The organism is Saccharothrix sp. CCNWYY140, assembly GCF_037401995.1.
In the GTDB taxonomy this organism is placed as follows: domain Bacteria; phylum Actinomycetota; class Actinomycetes; order Mycobacteriales; family Pseudonocardiaceae; genus Actinosynnema.
In genome coordinates this window covers 229163-245715 of sequence record NZ_JBBEGC010000001.1, presented here as the reverse complement: position 1 = coordinate 245715, position 16553 = coordinate 229163, and the positions used below count along the sequence as shown (strand labels likewise).

Below are 16553 nucleotides of genomic sequence, written 5' to 3'. Positions count from 1 at the left end.
GTGCGCGATGGTGGGTGTGTGCGGCGACGATTACTGGTGTTCGCGTGGGTCCTGGTGGCGGCCGGCCTGGGGTGGTGGGTGCTCGGGGTGACGGCGTTGGACGGCAGCGTGCGCACGGACGCCAGCGGGTACGGGCAGTTCGTCCTCGCGGCGGTCGGGCTGGTGATCGTGGTCGGCGACAGCGTGCTCAAGGCCCTGGCTCCCGCCGCGGAGCCGGACCTGGACGAGTTGACCGACCAGTTGGCGTTGGCGATGCGCGTCCAGTGGCAGCAGGCCGCCGCGGAGCGCGGTCTGCTACAAGCGTCGCCGCTGCCCCTGCGGTGGCGACGCAGCAGGCAACCGGTCGCCGGGCCGCCCTCCGCCGCCACCGCGTGGCACTCGGCCGGGACGTCGTTCGGGCCGTTGCCCGGCTTGGAGCAGGTCACCGCGACCCGGCTGCGCAGCGGGACCCACCGCGCACTGCACGGCGTGTACGGCGGCCTGCCGTCCGGACGGCTGATCATCACGGGCGGACCGGGCAGCGGCAAGAGTTCGGCAGCGGTGTTGCTGTTGCTGGAGGCGCTGCACCACCGCGAGCGAACCCCGGTCGGTGACCGCGCGCAGGTGCCGGTGCCCGTCCTGTTCACCCTGCACGGGTGGGACCCCGAGCAGACCCCGGTGCGGGACTGGCTGGTCGCCAAGCTGGTCAGGCTGCCCGCCCTGACCGGGCGCGACGGCCCCCGCCGTGCCGCCGAACTGCTCGCGGCCGGACGCGTCTCGGTGGTGCTCGACGGGCTGGACGAGATCCCCGCGAACCGCCGCGCCGCCGTGCTGCGCGCGCTCGGGACGCAGGCGACCTTCCGGCTGGTCCTGCTGACGCGCACCGCCGAACTCCTCGACGCGGCCGGCCAGGACATCCTCACCGGCGCCGTCGCCCTGGAGTTGACCCCGCTGACCTCGCGCGACGCGGCCCGCTACCTCCGTCACAGCCTGCCGGACCCGGTGCCCGACCCGTGGCGGCCGGTGCTCGAGGCGCTCGACCGGGGCGCCGCCGCGCCGGTCGTCCATGCCCTGGACAACCCCCTCCTGGTCACCCTGCTCCGCGCCGCCTACGGCTCGTCGGGCGACTCGGTCGGGAAGGTGCTGGACCAGGACCTGTTCCCCACCCGCGCCGAGATCACCGACCACCTGCTCGACCTCGCGGTGACCACCGCCTACTCACCGCGCGCCGGCGTGCCGGCGTCCCGCTACGACGTCACCACGGCCCGCCGCACCCTCACCGTGGTGGCGAAGGTGCTCCACGCGTGGGGGACCAGGGACTTCGCCTGGTGGGACCTCCCCGGCTTGATTCCCAGGAGACGGCGGGTCTCCTTCAATGCCGCCGTGAGTGGAGCCGTGGGAGGACTCGTCGGCGTCGTCGTCGGCGGACTCGTCGGACTGTTCACCTACGGGATGTTGCAGGGGGCGCTGACCGGCAACCTCGCCGGCACGCTCGCCGGGGTGTCCGGCGGCGTCGCCGTCGCGCGTCTCGACGTGGACTGGCCGGTGCGCTTCAGCACCTTCAGTTGGGCGCAGGCGCGGTGGGTCTGGCAACTTGGCGGAGCCCTTCCCGTGGGCGCCCTGTTCGGCGTCGTGATGTGGCTGAGGCTGGGGGTCCTCGACGGTGTGCTCATCGGGCTCGGGACCACAGTGGGGCTTGTCGTGGTGGGCGGTGTCATGCGCGCCTTGAGGTCCGTCGACCCGTCGAAGGCCGCCCAGCCGCGTGACACCTGGCGCGGGGATCTCCTCCACTGGCTGGTGCAAGGTCTGCTGATCACCGCGGTCAGCGCGGTTGGCGTCGGGGTCGCGACCGGGTCGGCCCGCACGGTCGTCATCGCGGGGAGCGTGGGGATCATGCTCGGGCTCACCACGTCGCGGGCGTGGGTCGCGGGCGTCTGCCAGGTTTTCATCGCGACGTCGTTCGGGGTTCCCTGGCGGCTGGGCAGGTTCCTCGAGGACGCGCACCGGCGAGGGGTCCTGCGGGTCGTCGGTCCCGTCTACCAGTTCCGCCATGCCACCCTCCAGGACCGGCTCGCCGGCGTCTCCCGGGCCGAAGCGGCGAAAACCTGATGACGCGCCTCTGTGGACACGGTTAGTTTCCCGCCGTGACGTTCCCCCTTGCAGACACCGAAGAGCTCTACGACGCCGTTGTCGACGACGAGGAGGCGTTGCGGCCCGGGGTGGAGGGGTTGTGTCGGTACCTCGGCATCCACGGGGACGTCGAGAGGTTCGCGGACGGGTCCCTGCCGGTGTACTCGGTGGGGGAGCGGCACGTGCTCAAGCTCTTCCCCGCTGTTCACCTGGACGAGGTGGCCACCGAGCGGGACGTGCTCGAAGCCGTGCACGGGCGGTTGCCGGTCGCCACGCCCGAGTTGTTCGCCGCCGGTGAGTTCGGTGGCTGGGGCTTTGTGCACATGGAACGGTTGCACGGGGACGTCGTGAAGGACGTCTGGCCGGGGCTTGACCCGCAGGTCAGAGCCGACCTCGCCCGGCAGGTCGGGGAAGCGCTCGCGGCCCTGCACGAGATCGAGTCGCCGGTCAAGGAGCCCGCTGACTGGGGTGCGTTCGTCGATCGACAAACCGCTGGGTGTGTGGCCCGGCAGGTCAGTCGGGGGCTCGACCCGGTCTGGGTGGAGCAGATCCCGGACTTCCTCGCCACCGTCGACCTGCGTGACGCCGAACCCGTCCTCACCCACACCGAGGTCATGAGCGCCCACCTGCTCACCACCGACGGCAAGGTCACCGGGTTGTTCGACTTCGAACCGGCCATGCGCGCCGTCCGCGAGTACGAGTTCGTGGCCACCGGCGTCTTCCTGACCCGCGGCGAGGACGGCCCGAAGCGAGCCCTGCTGGACGGTTACGGGCGGGAGGTGGATGCGCGCAAGGTCATGGCGTGCACGCTCCTGCACGTCTACTCGAACCTCGCCTGGTACCTGCGCGAGGTGCCCACCACCGCGACCACCTTCGACGGGCTCGCGGAGCACTGGTTTGGTCCGACCGGCTAATTGTCGCCGCAGTTCAGCCGTGCCGGCACTGCACCTCTCGTACGATGGGCGGGGACGCCGAAGAGAGGGAGGCCCGGCATGGCGAACACCTACGTGGTGCGGTTCGTGGGTGGTCCCCTCGACGGGCGCGTCGACTCGGTGAGCATGCCCGCGGACGCGCCGCGACCCACGGTCACCCACGTCCACCTGCACGAGGGACCCAAGATCGTGCACCACTACGACCTGCGGTACGCGGTCGAGTACGGGTGCGAGTACCACCTGCGGGTCGAGGAACCGTAAACAGAACTCGACCGTAGACAGCCGGCAACACGGGGTTTACCGTACGCAACAGCGTGAGAGCGCTCTCACCGTTGGTCGGGAGGTTCCCTGTGCGTTGCCTTCGCCTCGCCGTGCCGGCCCTGCTCGTCGCGGCCCTCGTCCCGTTCGCCCTGCCCGGACCGGCCGGCGCCGTACCGGTGGGGGCGGGCAGTTACGCCCCGTCCAGGCCGGTCGGCGCCCAAGGTCCCGTCGACTCCTCCGGCGCCGCGCTGACCCCGAAGGTCACCGCCCGGATGGCCGGGAAACCCGTGCCCACCAACGACTGGTGGTCCTCGCTGGTCTTCCAGCGCTACCCGGGCAACCCGTACTCCGAGAACATGTACGCCCACCCGCTGACCTTCCACGCGGCGGCCCAGGGCCTCGGCGTCGGCTACCCGACCAGCCCGGTGGTCACGCCGGACGGCCGGTTCTACGAGTTCATGCACCGGGACGACCTGTTCGTGGGCGTCGGCGGCCTCAACGCGCCCCGCACCCAGGTCGATGGCTGGTCCGACTGGACGGTGAGTCCACTGTGGACCGATGGTGCCCGCACCCTGCGCACCACCATCGGCCACGGCTCCCCGTACGTCTACGCGGAGGCGTCCGGCGGCCTCGCCCGGGTCGCTTTCAACGGCCCCACAACGGTCTGGAGCAACACCGGCACCACGCTCGGCGTCACGGTCAACGGCCACGACTACGCCCTGTTCGCCCCGAGCGCGTGGACCCTGACCGGCACCGCCGAGGCCACCGCGAACGCCGCGTTCTTCTCCGTCGCCGTCCTGCCCAGCCGTGACGCCCTGAGCCTGTTCCAGCGCTATGCGTTCTCCTTCGTCACCGACACCAAGGTCTCCTGGACCTACGACACCGCGTCCGCCCAGCTCACCGCCACCTACACCGCCACCACGACCGCCCGCCAGGGCACCCAGACCGGCACCCTGCAAGCGCTCTACCGGCACCAGTGGCTCACCTCGACCGACGCCGTCACCGCCCACCGCTACACCTCGCCGCGCGGCGAGATGCGGTTGCGCGAGGGCGCGTCCTTCAGCACCCGCACCGCGTTCAACGGCGTCCTGCCCGCCCTGCCCCTGTCCGCGCAGGCCGACCAGAACCGGCTGCGCGCCGAGATCGACCAGGAGCTGAACGCCGCCGACCCGTGGAAGGGTGCGGTGGACACGTACTGGACCGGCAAGGCGCTGTGGCGGCTGGCCGCGCTGGCCCGGGTGGCGAACCAGATCGGCTACACCGCCGGCCGCGACCGCCTGCTGACCCTGGTCCGCGACCGCCTCACCGACTGGCTCACGGCCGGGTCCGGCGAGACCGAGCGCCACTTCGCCTACGACTCGACCTGGGGCACGCTCATCGGCTACCGCGCGTCCTACGGCTCCGACCAGGAACTGAACGACCACCACTTCCACTACGGCTACTACGTCCTGGCGGCGGCCGTCCTGGCCCAGCACGACCCGGCGTGGGCGTCGGACTCCCGCTACGGCGGCATGGTCAAGCTGCTGGTCAAGGACGCCAACAACTACGACCGGTCGGAGACGCGGTTCCCGTTCCTGCGCCACTTCGACGCCTACGCGGGCCACGGCTGGGCGTCCGGGCACGCCGGTTTCGCGCACGGCAACAACGAGGAGTCCTCGTCCGAGGCGATGATGTTCGCGACCGCCGCCGTGCTGTTCGGCCAGGCGACCGGTGACACCGCGCTGCGGGACGCGGGCATCTACCTGCACACCACGCAGGAGACCGCGATCGGGCAGTACTGGTTCGACAAGGACGGCGCAGTCTTCCCGTCCGCGTTCGGCCACGACACGCTCGGCATCGTCTGGGGCGCCGGCGGCACCTACGGGACGTGGTGGACCGCCAACCCCGAGGAGATCCACGGCATCAACATGCTGCCCATCACCGGCGGCTCGCTCTACCACGCGGCCTGGAAGTCCGACATCACCCAGAACATCGCGGAGCTGCGGGCGAACAACGGCGGCACCGAGGTGGAGTGGAAGGACATCATCGTCCAGTTCCAGGCGCTGGCCGACCCGGCGCAGGCGCTGTCGGCGTACGGCTCGGGCCTGGAGCCCGAGAGCGGCGACTCCCGCGCTCACGCGTACCACTGGCTCACGGCCCTGAACACCTACGGCACCCCGGACACCTCCGTCACCGCCAACACGCCCACGCACGCCGTGCTGGCCAAGAACGGCGCTCGGACCTACGTGGCCTACAACCCCACGGCGTCGGCGGTCACCGTGACGTTCTCCGACGGGCAAACGCTTGCCGTGCCGGCCGGCGCGACGGCGTGGCGGGGTCCGGCCGGCTCGGGCACCGACTCCGGCTCCGGCACCACCCCGACCACGACCACTACGACAACAACCACCACGACCACGACCACTGCTCCGCCGGCGAGCCGCGACGCGTTCTCGACCATCCAGGCGGAGTCGCACGACCAGCAGAACGGCGTGACGTCCGAGACCACCTCCGACACCGGTGGCGGTGCGAACCTCAGCCACATCGCCAACGGCGACTGGGCCGTGTACCGGGGCGTGGACTTCGGCACCCGCACCGCCACCCAGTTCTCCGCGCGGGTCGCCAGCGGCGCGGCGGGCGGGGTGAGCGGCCTGGTGGAGATCCGCCTGGGCAGCCCCACCGGCGCCGTGCTGGGCAGCTTCGCCATCGCCGACACCGGCGGGTGGCAGAGCTGGCGCACCGTCCCGGCGAACATCACCGGCACGACCGGCCGCCACGACGTCTACCTCACGTTCACCAGCGGCCAGCCCGCCGACTTCGTGAACGTCAACTGGCTCACGTTCGGCCAGTAGCACCTCCGCCGCCGCATCCCGCCACGAGAAGGGAGAGGCACATGCACGTCCGAACACGCGGCTCGATCGGGGCGGCGGCGGTCGCCGTCGCGGTCGTCCTGATCGGCGCCGTGGTCGGCCTCCAGCCGGCCGGAGCGAACCACGTGGACCACAGCGGCCACCCCGGCGCGCCCGATGCGGCCCAGGCCGCGGCGATCCAGGCGCAGCCGGGGATCCTGGCCGGCTCGGAGTTCCGCGCGAACTGCCGGGCGAGCCACCGGGCCGGCAACGACCCGATCGTCTACCCCGGCCAGTCCGGTGTCTCGCACGTCCACGAGTTCTTCGGCAACCGGTCGACCAACGCGAGTTCCACCTACACCTCGCTGCGCGCGGCCGGCACGACGTGCGACCCGGTGGTCGACCTGTCCGCGTACTGGGTGCCGACCCTGTACAAGAACGGCCAGCCGGTCGCACCGGAGAGCGTGACCGTGTACTACCAGGGCATCCACGACATGCAGCGCGCCGTGGTGCCGCCCGCGAACCTGCGGTACGTCGTGGGCAACGCGAAGGCCACCAGCCCGGACCAGAACCCGTCCGCGCGGTGGTCGTGCACGACCCAGTCGCCGTCCAGCCGGGACTTCATGAACTGCCCGGCGGGCACCAAGCTGGAGACCTACCTGGACTTCCCGACCTGCTGGAACGGCCGGGACCTGGACAGCCCCAACCACAAGGACCACATCGTGTTCTGGAACGGGTCCTGCCCGGCCACGCACAACGTGGTCCTGCCGAGGCTGGAGTTCCTGATCACCTACCCGGTCAACGGCGGCGGGCTGTCGCTGGGCGGGACGGTGAACGGGGTGAACGTGACGACGGCCCCGGGCTACACGTTCCACGGCGACTTCATCAACGCGTGGGACCAGGGTGAGTTGGAACGGCGGGTGCGCGACTGCGTCAACGCCGGCCGCATCTGCGGGACCAACGGGAACCCGATCTAGTCCGCGTCATCGCACGACCCGGGTCCGACTGGTCCCGGTGCACCTCAGGGGCCGTGTCGAGTCCACAGTGGACTTGACACGGCCCTTGCGTCGCCGGGTGTGCCGCCGCACAGTGGGGTACGAGCCCGCGGAATTGTCGGTGCCGTAGGGCAAGCTGCACGCTGACCGATCTCGACCGCAGCGGAGGTGCCCGATGGTGAAGGCGAAGCAGAAGTCACTCTCCCCGGAGGACCTCGACCACCTGCGCGCGGAGCTCGCCGAGGGGCGCTCGCCGATGGTGTGGTTCACCACCGCCGCCGTCGGGGTGGAGGCCGGGCGGTCGGCCAAGGTGCTCGCGTTCACCGAGCCCGAGGAGGGCGACTTCATCCAGGTGCGGCCCACGGGGGCCAAGGACGAGTTGTCGTTCTCGCCCGGAGAGCTGACCCTGGAGAAGCCCGCCCCGCGCAAGAAGGCCCCGGCGAAGCCGACACCCGAGCCCGCCCAGGCCGCCCCGCCCGCCCCGATCGAGTACCCCTACGAACCGGAGCCCAGACCAGTGCCCGCCAAGACGACGCCCAAGCCCGCGCCCGAACCCAAGCCGGAGCCCAAACCCGCGACCCCGGCGCGGCCCGCCCGCAAGCAGGCCAAGCCGGCCGAGGTGACGGTCACCCTCACGTCCACGGCCGAGGGGGAGTGGACGGTCGACGTGCAGACCGGCACCCGGCGGGTGCTCAAGGCGGCGCCGGTCGCCGCGTCCGCGGTGGCGCAGGCGTCCAAGCTCCTGCCGCCCGAGGTCGAGGAAGCCGTCGAAGGGGTTCTGAGCGCCGCTCGGGAACGGCACATGGCGCGGGTCGAACAACTCCGCGCGGAGTTGGAAGCCGCTCAACGCGCATTGGACGAGCTGACCGGCTGAATTGACGTCACGTGGTGCGACATCCTGATGACAAATGTTCAGCGATCGGGTGATGGCACTTCCCCTGCCCGGCGGTAGGGCGCACCGTGGGCTCCGTCATACCTTGCGTGTGCTGGATGTCCGCGCGATCACGGGGAGGCCATGATGGCGGTAGAGATCACGACGGCCGAGCAGGCCCAGATGAGCGGTTGCGGCTGCTGCGGCGGCTGCACGGGTCCCGGCTGCGGCTGCTGCTCCAGCTGTTGATCGAAAGCCGGTGGTCGAAGAAAAGGGTCCCGCACCGGCCGGTGCGGGACCCCTTTTGTGCGATATTCGTATTGATAAGTGAAAAATCGATCAGGGCGGGCAGACGGTGCCGCTCGCGGGGACTTTCGCATTCACCAGGAAATCGTGCGCGGCGGCCGTGGCGCAGGTCGACTGCCCGAGCGCGCCGTGCCCGCTGCCCTGCCAGCCGACGAGCACCCCGGCGGGCAGCGACTGCGCCGCCCGCTCGCTGCCGCCCTGCGGCGTGACCGGGTCGTTGGCCGTGCTGATCACCAGCATCGGCGGCGCGCTGCCCAGCTTGGGCACCTTCACCGCCTGCGGCACCGGGAACGGACCGCACTCCAGCAGCCGGCGCGCGAACCACGACCCGAACAGCGGGTGCTTGGACCGCCAGTCCTCCGTCATCACCTTCACCCGCTCGGGCGGGATCCGGGTCGTCGTGTCGTTGCACGCGGTCACCAGCGCCGCGTCCAGCTGCGGCGGGTTGTCGTCGCGGTCCACGACCTGCCGCCGGACGAAGTCGGTCAGCGGCGCGGGGGCGCCGCCCTCGGCCGCCACGATCGCGTCCGCCAGCGCCGGCCACCGCGCCCGGTCGGCCAGGCCCGCGAGCACCGCCGACACCACCGTGCCCGCGGTCAGGTCGAGGTCGTTGCCGCGCAGCGGCCGGTCCCGCAGCTTCGCCACCAGCGCGGTGTACCGCTTCGTGGCGTCCGCGCCCAGCGGGCACCCGCGTGCCACGCAGTCCTTCTCGAACGCGCTGAACGCCGCCTCCGCCGCCACGGCCCGCGCCTCGGCCACGCCCGGCACGTCCAGCGTCGGGTCCGGCACGCCGTCGAGCACCATCCGGCCGATCCGGTCCGGCCAGCGGCTCGCGTACGTGGTCAGCACCTTCGAGCCGTCGCCGATGCCGATGGCGTTGAGCACGCCGACGCCCAGCGCCTCCCGCAGCTGCTCCAGGTCCGCCGACGCCCGCCACGAGTCGACGGCGGTGAGCTTGTTCTCCAGGTCCAGCACGCACTCGTGGCTGGCCCGGCCGACCCACTCCAGCATGTCGTCCTGGTCGGGGGAGTCCGGATCGGACTCGACGATCCCCGCCCGCGCCACCTCGGGCACGCACTGCACCGGGTCGGACTTGCCGGTGCCGCGCCGGTCCACGCCGATCAGGGTGAACGTGCCCAGCGTCTCCGGCGGCAGGGACGCGGCCAGCCGAGCCGCCTTCACCGTCCCCGGCTCACCGGTCGCGTCGCCCACCACGACCAGGGGAGTGCCGCCGGTGCCGACCCGCAGCAGCGCCAGCCCCAGGTTGCCCTTGCCGGGCCGGGCGGTGGCGTCGAGCCGCACGGTCAGCCGCGCGCACTCGTAGTTCCAGCCGCCCGCCGGGGCGGTGTCGCCCATGCGCAGCCTGGTGGACTCGGTGCACTGCGACCACGACAGCTGCGAGTCGTAGTTCTCCAGCGGCGGTACCTCGCGCGGGCCGGTGGGCTGCGCGCTCTCGGTGGACTGGGTGTCCCCGCGCACCGCGATGACCGGGCGCGTCGAGGGTCCCGCGCTGCACGCGGTCAGCGCGCTCAGGGCCACCAGGAACATGGCGGCGTGACGCCGACGCGGCACAGTGCGTCCCTCCCACTCTCTTCCAGTCGCTGGTGCAGAGCCTCACACAAAACCCGTGAGACTTCGGTGAGCGGGCCGGGTGAGAATGGCCGGCGTGGTCATGGTGAACATCGAAGGCATCCCCGAGCGCCGGTTCTCCCCGTCGGGACCGCTCGCCGCCGCGGCGAGGGCGTTCGGCGCCATCCCGCCACCCGCCCTGGTGCTGCTGGGCGTGGTGAGCGTCCAGGTCGGCGCGGCGGTGGCGAAGCAGCTGTTCACGATGACCGGCGCGGCGGGCACGGTCACGCTGCGCCTGGTGTTCGCGGCGGTGGTGCTGGCGCTGGTGTGGCGTCCGTCGTTCCGGATGGACAAGCGGACGCTGCTGGTGGTCGCGGGCCTGGGCGCGGTGCTGGGCGTGATGAACCTGACCTTCTACCAGTCCATCGAACGCATCCCGCTGGGCGCGGCGGTCACCATCGAGTTCCTCGGCCCGCTGGCGGTGGCCGTGCTGGGCTCGCGACGCTGGCTGGACGGCCTGTGGGCCCTGCTGGCCGCGACCGGCGTGGTCCTGCTGACCGGGGTGGACGGCGGCCTGGACCTGGTCGGCGTGCTGTTCGCGCTGGCCGCGGGCGCGTGCTGGGCGGGGTACATCCTGCTGACGGCGTCGCTGGGCAGCCGCACGTCGGACGGCAAGGGGCTGGCGCTGGCGATGGTCTTCGGCGCGCTGGTCGCGTTGCCGTTCGGTGTGGCGGACGCGGGGACGGCCCTGCTGGACCCGGTGGTGCTGGTCGCGGGTGCGGCGGTGGCTTTGCTGTCGTCGGTGGTGCCTTATTCGCTGGAGCTGGAGGCGCTGCGGCGGATTCCTCCGCGGGTGTTCGGGATCTTGATGAGCTTGGAGCCGGCGGTGGCCGCGGTGGCCGGGCTGCTCGTGCTGGGGGAGGAACTCGGGCTCGCGCAGTGGGTGGCTGTGGTGTGCGTGGTTCTCGCCTCGGTGGGCGCTACCCGGAGTGCGCGACCAGAAGCCTAGAAAGCGACCCCGCGGGCGGTGCGGTGGGCGGTTAGGCTCGGGGCGTGGTGCGGAGTGCGGCTTCTACGGTTGAGGCCTATCTGGACGAGTTGCCCGCTGAGCGGCGGGAGGTGGTCGCTGCCGTGCGGGCGGTGGTGCTCGCCAACCTGCCCGAAGGGTACGAAGAGGGCATGGCGTGGGGCATGATCACCTACTCCGTGCCCCTGCGGCGGTCCGGCAAGACCTACAACGGGCAGCCGCTCGGGTACGTCGCCCTGGCCTCCCAGAAGAACTACCTCTCGCTCTACCTCATGGGCGTCTACGGGCACCGGGAGGACGAGTTCCGGGCCGCGTTCGAGGCGACCGGGCGGAAGTTGGACATGGGGCGCAGTTGCGTTCGGTTCCGGAAGCTCGACGACCTGCCGTTGGACGTGATCGGGCGGGAGGTCGCCCGGCAGTCGGTCGACGAGTTCCTCGCCCAGGTGCGGGCCGTGCGCGGCGAGTGAGTCACTGCCTCCCGGTCTCCTCCTTGACGATCTCCTCCCGGCCCAGGTGGCCGTCCACCAGCTCGCGGCCCCGCGCCTCGAACACCTCCGCGTAGAGCGCCGAGTACTTCTCGCACACCGCCCCGACGTCCCCGCCGGCCGCGACCTCGATCCGGAACTGGTCGCGCAGGCGGCGCATGTTGTTGACGTCCGCCCGCCGCTTCTGGCTGTGCAGGTAGGGCTTGAAGGTCACGTTGAGACCGCCCACGACGGCCGCGAGCAGCAGCAACGTCTTGCCGAGCGGCGTTTCCGAGGACGTGAACCCCACCGCCAGCACGGCCGGGACGAACACCAGGATGATCGTGTAGAACACGCCCACGGTCCGGTGCACCAGCCGCCACCGGGTCAGGAGCCGGACGTCGTGGACCATCCGGTCGTCGATTTCCTGGACCAGAGCTTCGACAGTCGTAGCCACGATGGGCAACGGTAGCGAGGTGATCCAGGCCGTGTGCGGGTTTCAGGCCGGGCGGACCTCGCCGCGCAGGACCGACTCGACGTCGTAGCGGGCCGGTTGGTCCAACTGGTCGTAGCGGCAGGACTCCGGGTCGCGGTCCGGGCGCCAGCGGCGGAACTGGCCGTTGTGGCGCAGCCGGACCGGTTCCGCGCCCTCGGTCTGGGAGTAGGCGATCTCCAGCACGCGTTCCGGGCGCAGGGGCACCCAGTCCGCCTGCTTGCTGCGCCACCGGTTGATCTCGCCGGGCAGGCGGCGGCCGTCGGGTTCCACCAGCCACGGGTGGTCCTCGGTGGTGATCAGCGGGGACAGCTCCTGGGCCAGCGCCCGGCGTTCGGCGGCCTTGAAGGAACCCACCACGCCCACGTGGTTGAGGACGCCGTTGTCGTCGTGCAGGCCCAGCAGGAGCGAGCCGACGGCGGTGCCGGGTTCGGTGTCCTTGTGCCAGCGCAGGCCGGCGACCACGCAGTCGGCGGTGCGGGCGTGCTTGACCTTGACCAGCGTGCGCTTGCCCGGCGTGTACGGGCCGGCGGCGGGCTTGCCGATGACCCCGTCCAGGCCCGCGCCCTCGAACAGGTCGAACCACTGGCGGGCCAGGTCGGCGTCGTCGGTCGACGGGGTCAGGTAGAGCGAGTCGCCGGGGGTGATCAGCTCTTCCAGACGGGCGCGGCGCTCGGTGGTGGGGCGGTCCAGCAGGAGGTCGTCGGCCAGGGCCAGGAGGTCGAAGGCCACGAAGACGGCCGGGGTCTGGGCGGAGAGCAGCTTGATGCGGCTCTCGGCGGGGTGGATGCGCTCGGACAGCGCGTCGAAGTCGAGCTTGTCGTCCTTGGCGACCACCAGCTCGCCGTCCACGACGACCCGCTCGGGCAGGGTGCGCAGCAGCGCGGCCACGGCCTCGGGGAAGTACCGGTTGAGCGGCTTGCCGCTGCGCGACTGGAGGACGACCTCGTCGCCGTCGCGGAACACCAGGCAGCGGTAACCGTCCCACTTGGGTTCGAACACCCAGCCCTCGCCCGCCGGGATCTCGTCCACGGCGTTGGCCAGCATGGGCTGCACGGGCGGGTTCAGCGGAAGGGCCACGCGGCCATCCTGCCTGGTGGGGCCGGTCGGCGCACGCCGTTCGCCGATGACCGGGCGCGGCGCGTGCCGGTCGGGGCCGGCGGGCGTGGCGCACGCCGTTCGCCGATCACCCGACGCGGCGCACGCCGGTCAGGGGCCGGCGGGCGTGGCGCACGCGGTTCGCCGATCACCCGACGCGGCGCACGCCGGTCGCCGATCACCGGACGCGGCGCTTGGCGCGGGCGGCGAGGTCGAGGCGGACGGCGGCGGGCAGCGCGGGCAGGCCCAGGGCGTCGCGGGCGCGGGTCAGGACGCCGTCGAGGTCCTGCCAGACGCGGCGCACGTCCGCGCCCTGGCGCAGGGTCAGGCTGACCCGCAGGGCGGGATCGCCGATCACCTTCACGCGAGCGGCGGCGACCCCGGTGACCTGCAAGGCGTCGGTGGCCACGGCCTGGGCGAGGGCGTCGGAGGTGACCGTCAGGCCGTCTTCCAGGTACAGGTCCGGGTGGCGTTCCGGGGTCAGCGCCCGCCACGCCCAGCGCAGGCCCACCACGACGGCGAGGACGCCCAGGACCAGCGCGCCGATCCGCACCCACAGCAGGTAGGGGCGCAGCAGGTCGAGGTCCGGCAGCGGACGGTCGACCCGGAGCAGGTTGAGGGCCAGCGCACCGCCCCCGACCAGCAGCGCGAGGCCGCCGAGGAGGGTCGCGCAGACGCGTTCGGTGCGGTAGGAGCGGGTGATCACGGCGTGTCCTCGGCGGCGCGTTCTTTGAGCGGGCGGTCCTGGAACGGGCGGTCCTTGGGGGAGTGGACGACGACCGACACCTTCGGGTGATGGGGCAGGGGCAGGTTCGTCACGGCCTCCCGCGCCACCGCCAGCAGCCGGGGCCGCAGCGTGGCCTCGTCGTGCAGCCCGCTCGTGGCGCGGACGTGCACGCGCCGCTTCGAGGCGGTCACGGACGCGCTGGTCACGCCGTCCTCCGCGCGCACCCGGTTCCCGACCACCCGGGCCAGCGCGGTGGGCGTGGTGACGACCACGACGCCGTCGGCGGGGGAGTGCAGGCGCACGAACTTCCGCCGCGCGAACGCCGCCAGCACCAGCAGCAGCACGCCCGCGGTGACGGTGAGCAGGGCGACCGCCCGGACCCGCTCGTCGGTCCACCGCAGACCGGCCACCCGGGACCACGGCACCAGGTGACCGCGCCCGGACCAGTGCCACGCGACCTCGGCCACCAGCACGGCCCCGGCGGCGGCCACCGCCAGGCCCAGGAACGGGGACAGCACCCGCAACAGCACGCGCACGGCTCACTCCACTCGCGGTCGGGGCTGGGACACCAGCGCGGACACCGTCACGTCGACCCCGCGCACCCGGTAGCCGGTGATCCGCTGGACCTCCTCGGTGACCACGCGGCGCACCTCGGACGCCGCCACCCGCACCGGCACGGCGTAGGGCAGCGGCAGCCGCACGGCCACGTCGACGGTGCTGCCCTCCCCGGTCACCTTCACCGACGCACCACGACCGGCCGCCCGCGCCGCCACCTTGCGCACCACGGACGGGTGAATCTCCAGCGTCCCGCGGTCGTTCACCGGTCCCGGCCCCGCCCGCGGCCGAACAGGTCGTTGAGGTCGAGTTGCCCGTCCAGCACGCGGCCGGCGACGAGCCCGATGACGCCCACGGCGAGCGTCACCAGGAACGCGGTGAAGCCGTTCGTGGCGGCCAGGCCGAGCACGAGGCCCGCGAGCAGTCCGGTCTGGGTTGCGTTCATGCGAGTGCTCCCACGTCAGTGCTCCTAGTCCAGGACGCGCCGGGGTCGACGCGTGAACAGCCGGGTCCACCACGTCCGCCGCACGACGACCACCGGCGCGTCGAACCGGCTGCCGGTGCCGTCGCGCCGCGCGGCGCGCAGTTCGGCGAGCCCGCGCGCGAAGTGCTCGGGGTCGCCGCCCACGTCGGGGTGGTGCTGCCGGATGAAGGCGCGGATGTCCGCGCGAGTCGTCACAGGTCCTCCGCACGGTGGTCGGGTTCGGGTTCGGGGTCGGCGGGGTCGGCGAGGTCGGCCACGGTGATGTCCACGGGCGCGGGGCCGGCGACCTCCCGGACGGTGGCGCGCAACTCGGCGACCACCTCGGGGATCGGGCGGCCTGAGCGGAGCACGACCGACACCGCCGTCCGCTCGGCCAGCCGCACCCCGTCCACGCGACGGCCGGGCAGGTAGGAGGCGAAGCCGCCGTGCAGCCGCGCCACGGAGGGGTGGGCGAGCACCGCGGCTGACACGCGTTCGGCGGGCTCCGCGGGGTGCGGGCGTTCGGCGCGCTCCACGGGTTGGGCGGGTTCTGCGGGTTCCACGGCTCACTCCACCCGGGATTGGGCCTGCTCGCCGTCGCCGTTCTCGTCGGGCAGGTGGATGTCGTTCACCGCGATGTTGACCTCGATGACCTCCAGGCCGGTGATCCGCTCGACGCTGGTGATCACGTTGCGCCGCACCGCCCGCGCGAGGTCCACGATCCCGGCCCCGTACTCGACGACGATGTCCAGGTCGATCGCGGCCTGCTTCTCGCCGACCTCCACGGTCACGCCGGTCGTGGTCGCCGTCCCCGCGCCCGGGATGCGCTCGATCAACGCCCCGAACGCGCGCTGCACCCCGCCGCCCAGCGCGTACACGCCGGAGATCTCCCGCGCGGCGATGCCCGCCACCTTCTGCACCACCGAGGACGCGATGGTGGTCTTGCCCTGCGCCGTGTCGTCGGCGAGGCGGGCGGGCACGCCGTCCGGTTTCGCGGCCGTGTTCCGGTCAGCCATGTCGGTCCTTTCCGCATTCCGCTGTGCACTGGTTCGGATGCGGAGCGTGGCCGGGTCCTCACGGCGATGTGACGCGCATCACTTCCGGTGGTAGCGGAGGAGCAGGGCGCTCTCGTAGCGCAGGATCGACGCCAACCGCAGGTCACGCGGCGCCTCGGGCAGCGGACCGGTGGCGATGCGGCCCGCGTCCCCGGCGGCCAGCAGCGGCGCGTAGGTGATGCACAGCGTGTCCACGAGGTCCGCCGCGATCAGCCCGCCGAACAGCGTCGGCCCGCCCTCGCAGTCCACCCGCCGCAGCCCGCGGTCGTCCAGCGCCTTGAGCGCCCGCACCAGGTCCACCCGGTCGTCGCCCGCGATCACGACGTCCGCGCCCGCCTCGGTCAGCGCCTTGCGCCGGTCCGCCGGAGCCGCCGCCGTGGTGATCAGGATCGGGGGCACGGAGGTGTTCACCACCAGCGGGGACGTGGGCGTGATCGAGCAGTTCGCGGTCACCACGGCGATCGGCGGCACCTCCGCCAGGCCCAGCCGGGCCCGCCGCTCGCGCCGCACCTCGCCCGCCTTGACCCCCTGGTAGCCCTCGACCAGGGCGGTGCCCGCGCCGACCAGCACCACGTCGGCCAGGTCGCGGCCCAGCGCGAAGACCTTCTTGTCCGCCGGGTTGCCCAGGCCGCCGGACCGGCCCGACACCGACACCGCGCCGTCCAGGCTGGAGACGAAGTTGACCTGCACCCACGGCCGGTCCAGGTCCGGCGGGTAGTCGTAGAGCCGTTCCAGGTCGGCGTCGGTCAGCTCTGTGGTGGTGGTCTCAGCGGCGGGTGGCGGCCACAACATCTGCACGTCCC

At 72.4% G+C, this 16553-nt stretch carries 19 protein-coding genes; 8 read left to right on the top strand and 11 right to left on the bottom strand.

Going from position 1 to position 16553, the window contains the following annotated elements; translation table 11 throughout:
- Positions 1-18 precede the first annotated feature (18 nt).
- From WBN91_RS01155 to WBN91_RS01130, 6 genes are all read left to right on the top strand, one after another.
- Positions 19-2088: a hypothetical protein gene (locus WBN91_RS01155; RefSeq protein WP_337722963.1), complete on the top strand. Its 2070-nt coding sequence runs from the start codon at positions 19-21 to the stop codon at positions 2086-2088.
- A gap of 35 nt (positions 2089-2123) precedes the next feature.
- Positions 2124-3023, top strand: a complete 900-nt coding sequence (locus WBN91_RS01150) for a phosphotransferase family protein (protein WP_337722962.1) — start codon at positions 2124-2126, stop codon at positions 3021-3023.
- 78 nt (positions 3024-3101) lie between these two features.
- Positions 3102-3302 (top strand): hypothetical protein, encoded by a 201-nt coding sequence (locus tag WBN91_RS01145; RefSeq protein WP_337722961.1) that lies wholly within the window; start codon positions 3102-3104, stop codon positions 3300-3302.
- Between the two features lie 89 nt (positions 3303-3391).
- Positions 3392-6130 (top strand): glycosyl hydrolase, encoded by a 2739-nt coding sequence (locus tag WBN91_RS01140; protein ID WP_337722960.1) that lies wholly within the window; start codon positions 3392-3394, stop codon positions 6128-6130.
- Between the two features lie 41 nt (positions 6131-6171).
- Positions 6172-7104 carry a DUF1996 domain-containing protein gene (locus tag WBN91_RS01135; RefSeq protein ID WP_337722959.1) on the top strand — a complete coding sequence of 311 codons (933 nt, stop codon included), beginning with the start codon at positions 6172-6174 and terminating at the stop codon, positions 7102-7104.
- 193 nt (positions 7105-7297) lie between these two features.
- On the top strand, positions 7298-7996 hold the full coding sequence (locus tag WBN91_RS01130; protein ID WP_337722958.1) for a DUF6319 family protein: 699 nt from the start codon (positions 7298-7300) through the stop codon (positions 7994-7996).
- A gap of 336 nt (positions 7997-8332) precedes the next feature.
- On the opposite strand, the gene WBN91_RS01125 is transcribed toward WBN91_RS01130, so the two are convergent.
- Positions 8333-9871 (bottom strand): alpha/beta hydrolase, encoded by a 1539-nt coding sequence (locus tag WBN91_RS01125; RefSeq protein WP_337722957.1) that lies wholly within the window; start codon positions 9869-9871, stop codon positions 8333-8335.
- Between the two features lie 100 nt (positions 9872-9971).
- On the opposite strand from WBN91_RS01125, the gene WBN91_RS01120 reads away from it, so the two are divergent.
- Positions 9972-10877 (top strand): EamA family transporter, encoded by a 906-nt coding sequence (locus tag WBN91_RS01120; RefSeq protein ID WP_337723039.1) that lies wholly within the window; start codon positions 9972-9974, stop codon positions 10875-10877.
- Positions 10878-10921: 44 nt separating this feature from the next.
- Positions 10922-11362: a DUF1801 domain-containing protein gene (locus tag WBN91_RS01115; RefSeq protein ID WP_337722956.1), complete on the top strand. Its 441-nt coding sequence runs from the start codon at positions 10922-10924 to the stop codon at positions 11360-11362.
- Position 11363: 1 nt separating this feature from the next.
- On the opposite strand, the gene WBN91_RS01110 is transcribed toward WBN91_RS01115, so the two are convergent.
- The 10 genes from WBN91_RS01110 to WBN91_RS01065 all read right to left on the bottom strand — a co-directional run bounded on the left by WBN91_RS01110 (position 11364) and on the right by WBN91_RS01065 (position 16542).
- Positions 11364-11816 (bottom strand): hypothetical protein, encoded by a 453-nt coding sequence (locus tag WBN91_RS01110; RefSeq protein ID WP_337722955.1) that lies wholly within the window; start codon positions 11814-11816, stop codon positions 11364-11366.
- 42 nt (positions 11817-11858) lie between these two features.
- Complete coding sequence (locus WBN91_RS01105; protein ID WP_337722954.1) at positions 11859-12932, bottom strand: ATP-dependent DNA ligase; 1074 nt, start codon at positions 12930-12932, stop codon at positions 11859-11861.
- A 196-nt stretch (positions 12933-13128) separates the two neighbouring features.
- Positions 13129-13656: an alkaline shock response membrane anchor protein AmaP gene (locus tag WBN91_RS01100; RefSeq protein ID WP_337722953.1), complete on the bottom strand. Its 528-nt coding sequence runs from the start codon at positions 13654-13656 to the stop codon at positions 13129-13131.
- Complete coding sequence (locus tag WBN91_RS01095; RefSeq protein WP_337722952.1) at positions 13653-14213, bottom strand: DUF6286 domain-containing protein; 561 nt, start codon at positions 14211-14213, stop codon at positions 13653-13655. Before WBN91_RS01095 ends, WBN91_RS01100 begins: the two co-directional genes overlap by 4 nt.
- Before the next feature lie 3 nt (positions 14214-14216).
- Positions 14217-14498: an Asp23/Gls24 family envelope stress response protein gene (locus WBN91_RS01090; RefSeq protein WP_337722951.1), complete on the bottom strand. Its 282-nt coding sequence runs from the start codon at positions 14496-14498 to the stop codon at positions 14217-14219.
- Positions 14495-14677 carry a hypothetical protein gene (locus WBN91_RS01085; protein ID WP_337722950.1) on the bottom strand — a complete coding sequence of 61 codons (183 nt, stop codon included), beginning with the start codon at positions 14675-14677 and terminating at the stop codon, positions 14495-14497. The genes WBN91_RS01090 and WBN91_RS01085 overlap by 4 nt, the downstream gene beginning before the upstream one ends.
- Before the next feature lie 24 nt (positions 14678-14701).
- Positions 14702-14911, bottom strand: a complete 210-nt coding sequence (locus WBN91_RS01080; protein WP_337722949.1) for a hypothetical protein — start codon at positions 14909-14911, stop codon at positions 14702-14704.
- Positions 14908-15258, bottom strand: coding sequence for a hypothetical protein (locus WBN91_RS01075; RefSeq protein ID WP_337722948.1), 351 nt, complete (start codon positions 15256-15258; stop codon positions 14908-14910). Before WBN91_RS01075 ends, WBN91_RS01080 begins: the two co-directional genes overlap by 4 nt.
- A 3-nt stretch (positions 15259-15261) precedes the next feature.
- A complete protein-coding gene (locus tag WBN91_RS01070; RefSeq protein WP_337722947.1) occupies positions 15262-15711 on the bottom strand; it encodes an Asp23/Gls24 family envelope stress response protein in 450 nt (149 codons plus the stop codon).
- Positions 15712-15789: 78 nt separating this feature from the next.
- Positions 15790-16542 (bottom strand): pyrimidine reductase family protein, encoded by a 753-nt coding sequence (locus WBN91_RS01065; RefSeq protein ID WP_337723038.1) that lies wholly within the window; start codon positions 16540-16542, stop codon positions 15790-15792.
- Positions 16543-16553 lie beyond the last annotated feature (11 nt).

What these genes read in the sequence shown, in the direction of transcription:
- WBN91_RS01145 (WP_337722961.1), top strand. Translation starts at nt 3,102, where the DNA reads ATGGCGAACACCTACGTGGTGCGGTTCGTGGGTGGTCCCCTCGACGGG.
- WBN91_RS01135 (WP_337722959.1), top strand. Translation starts at nt 6,172, where the DNA reads ATGCACGTCCGAACACGCGGCTCGATCGGGGCGGCGGCGGTCGCCGTC.
- WBN91_RS01130 (WP_337722958.1), top strand. Translation starts at nt 7,298, where the DNA reads ATGGTGAAGGCGAAGCAGAAGTCACTCTCCCCGGAGGACCTCGACCAC.
- WBN91_RS01120 (WP_337723039.1), top strand. Translation starts at nt 9,972, where the DNA reads ATGGTGAACATCGAAGGCATCCCCGAGCGCCGGTTCTCCCCGTCGGGA.
- WBN91_RS01085 (WP_337722950.1), bottom strand. Translation starts at nt 14,677, where the DNA reads ATGAACGCAACCCAGACCGGACTGCTCGCGGGCCTCGTGCTCGGCCTG.
- WBN91_RS01070 (WP_337722947.1), bottom strand. Translation starts at nt 15,711, where the DNA reads ATGGCTGACCGGAACACGGCCGCGAAACCGGACGGCGTGCCCGCCCGC.
- WBN91_RS01065 (WP_337723038.1), bottom strand. Translation starts at nt 16,542, where the DNA reads ATGTTGTGGCCGCCACCCGCCGCTGAGACCACCACCACAGAGCTGACC.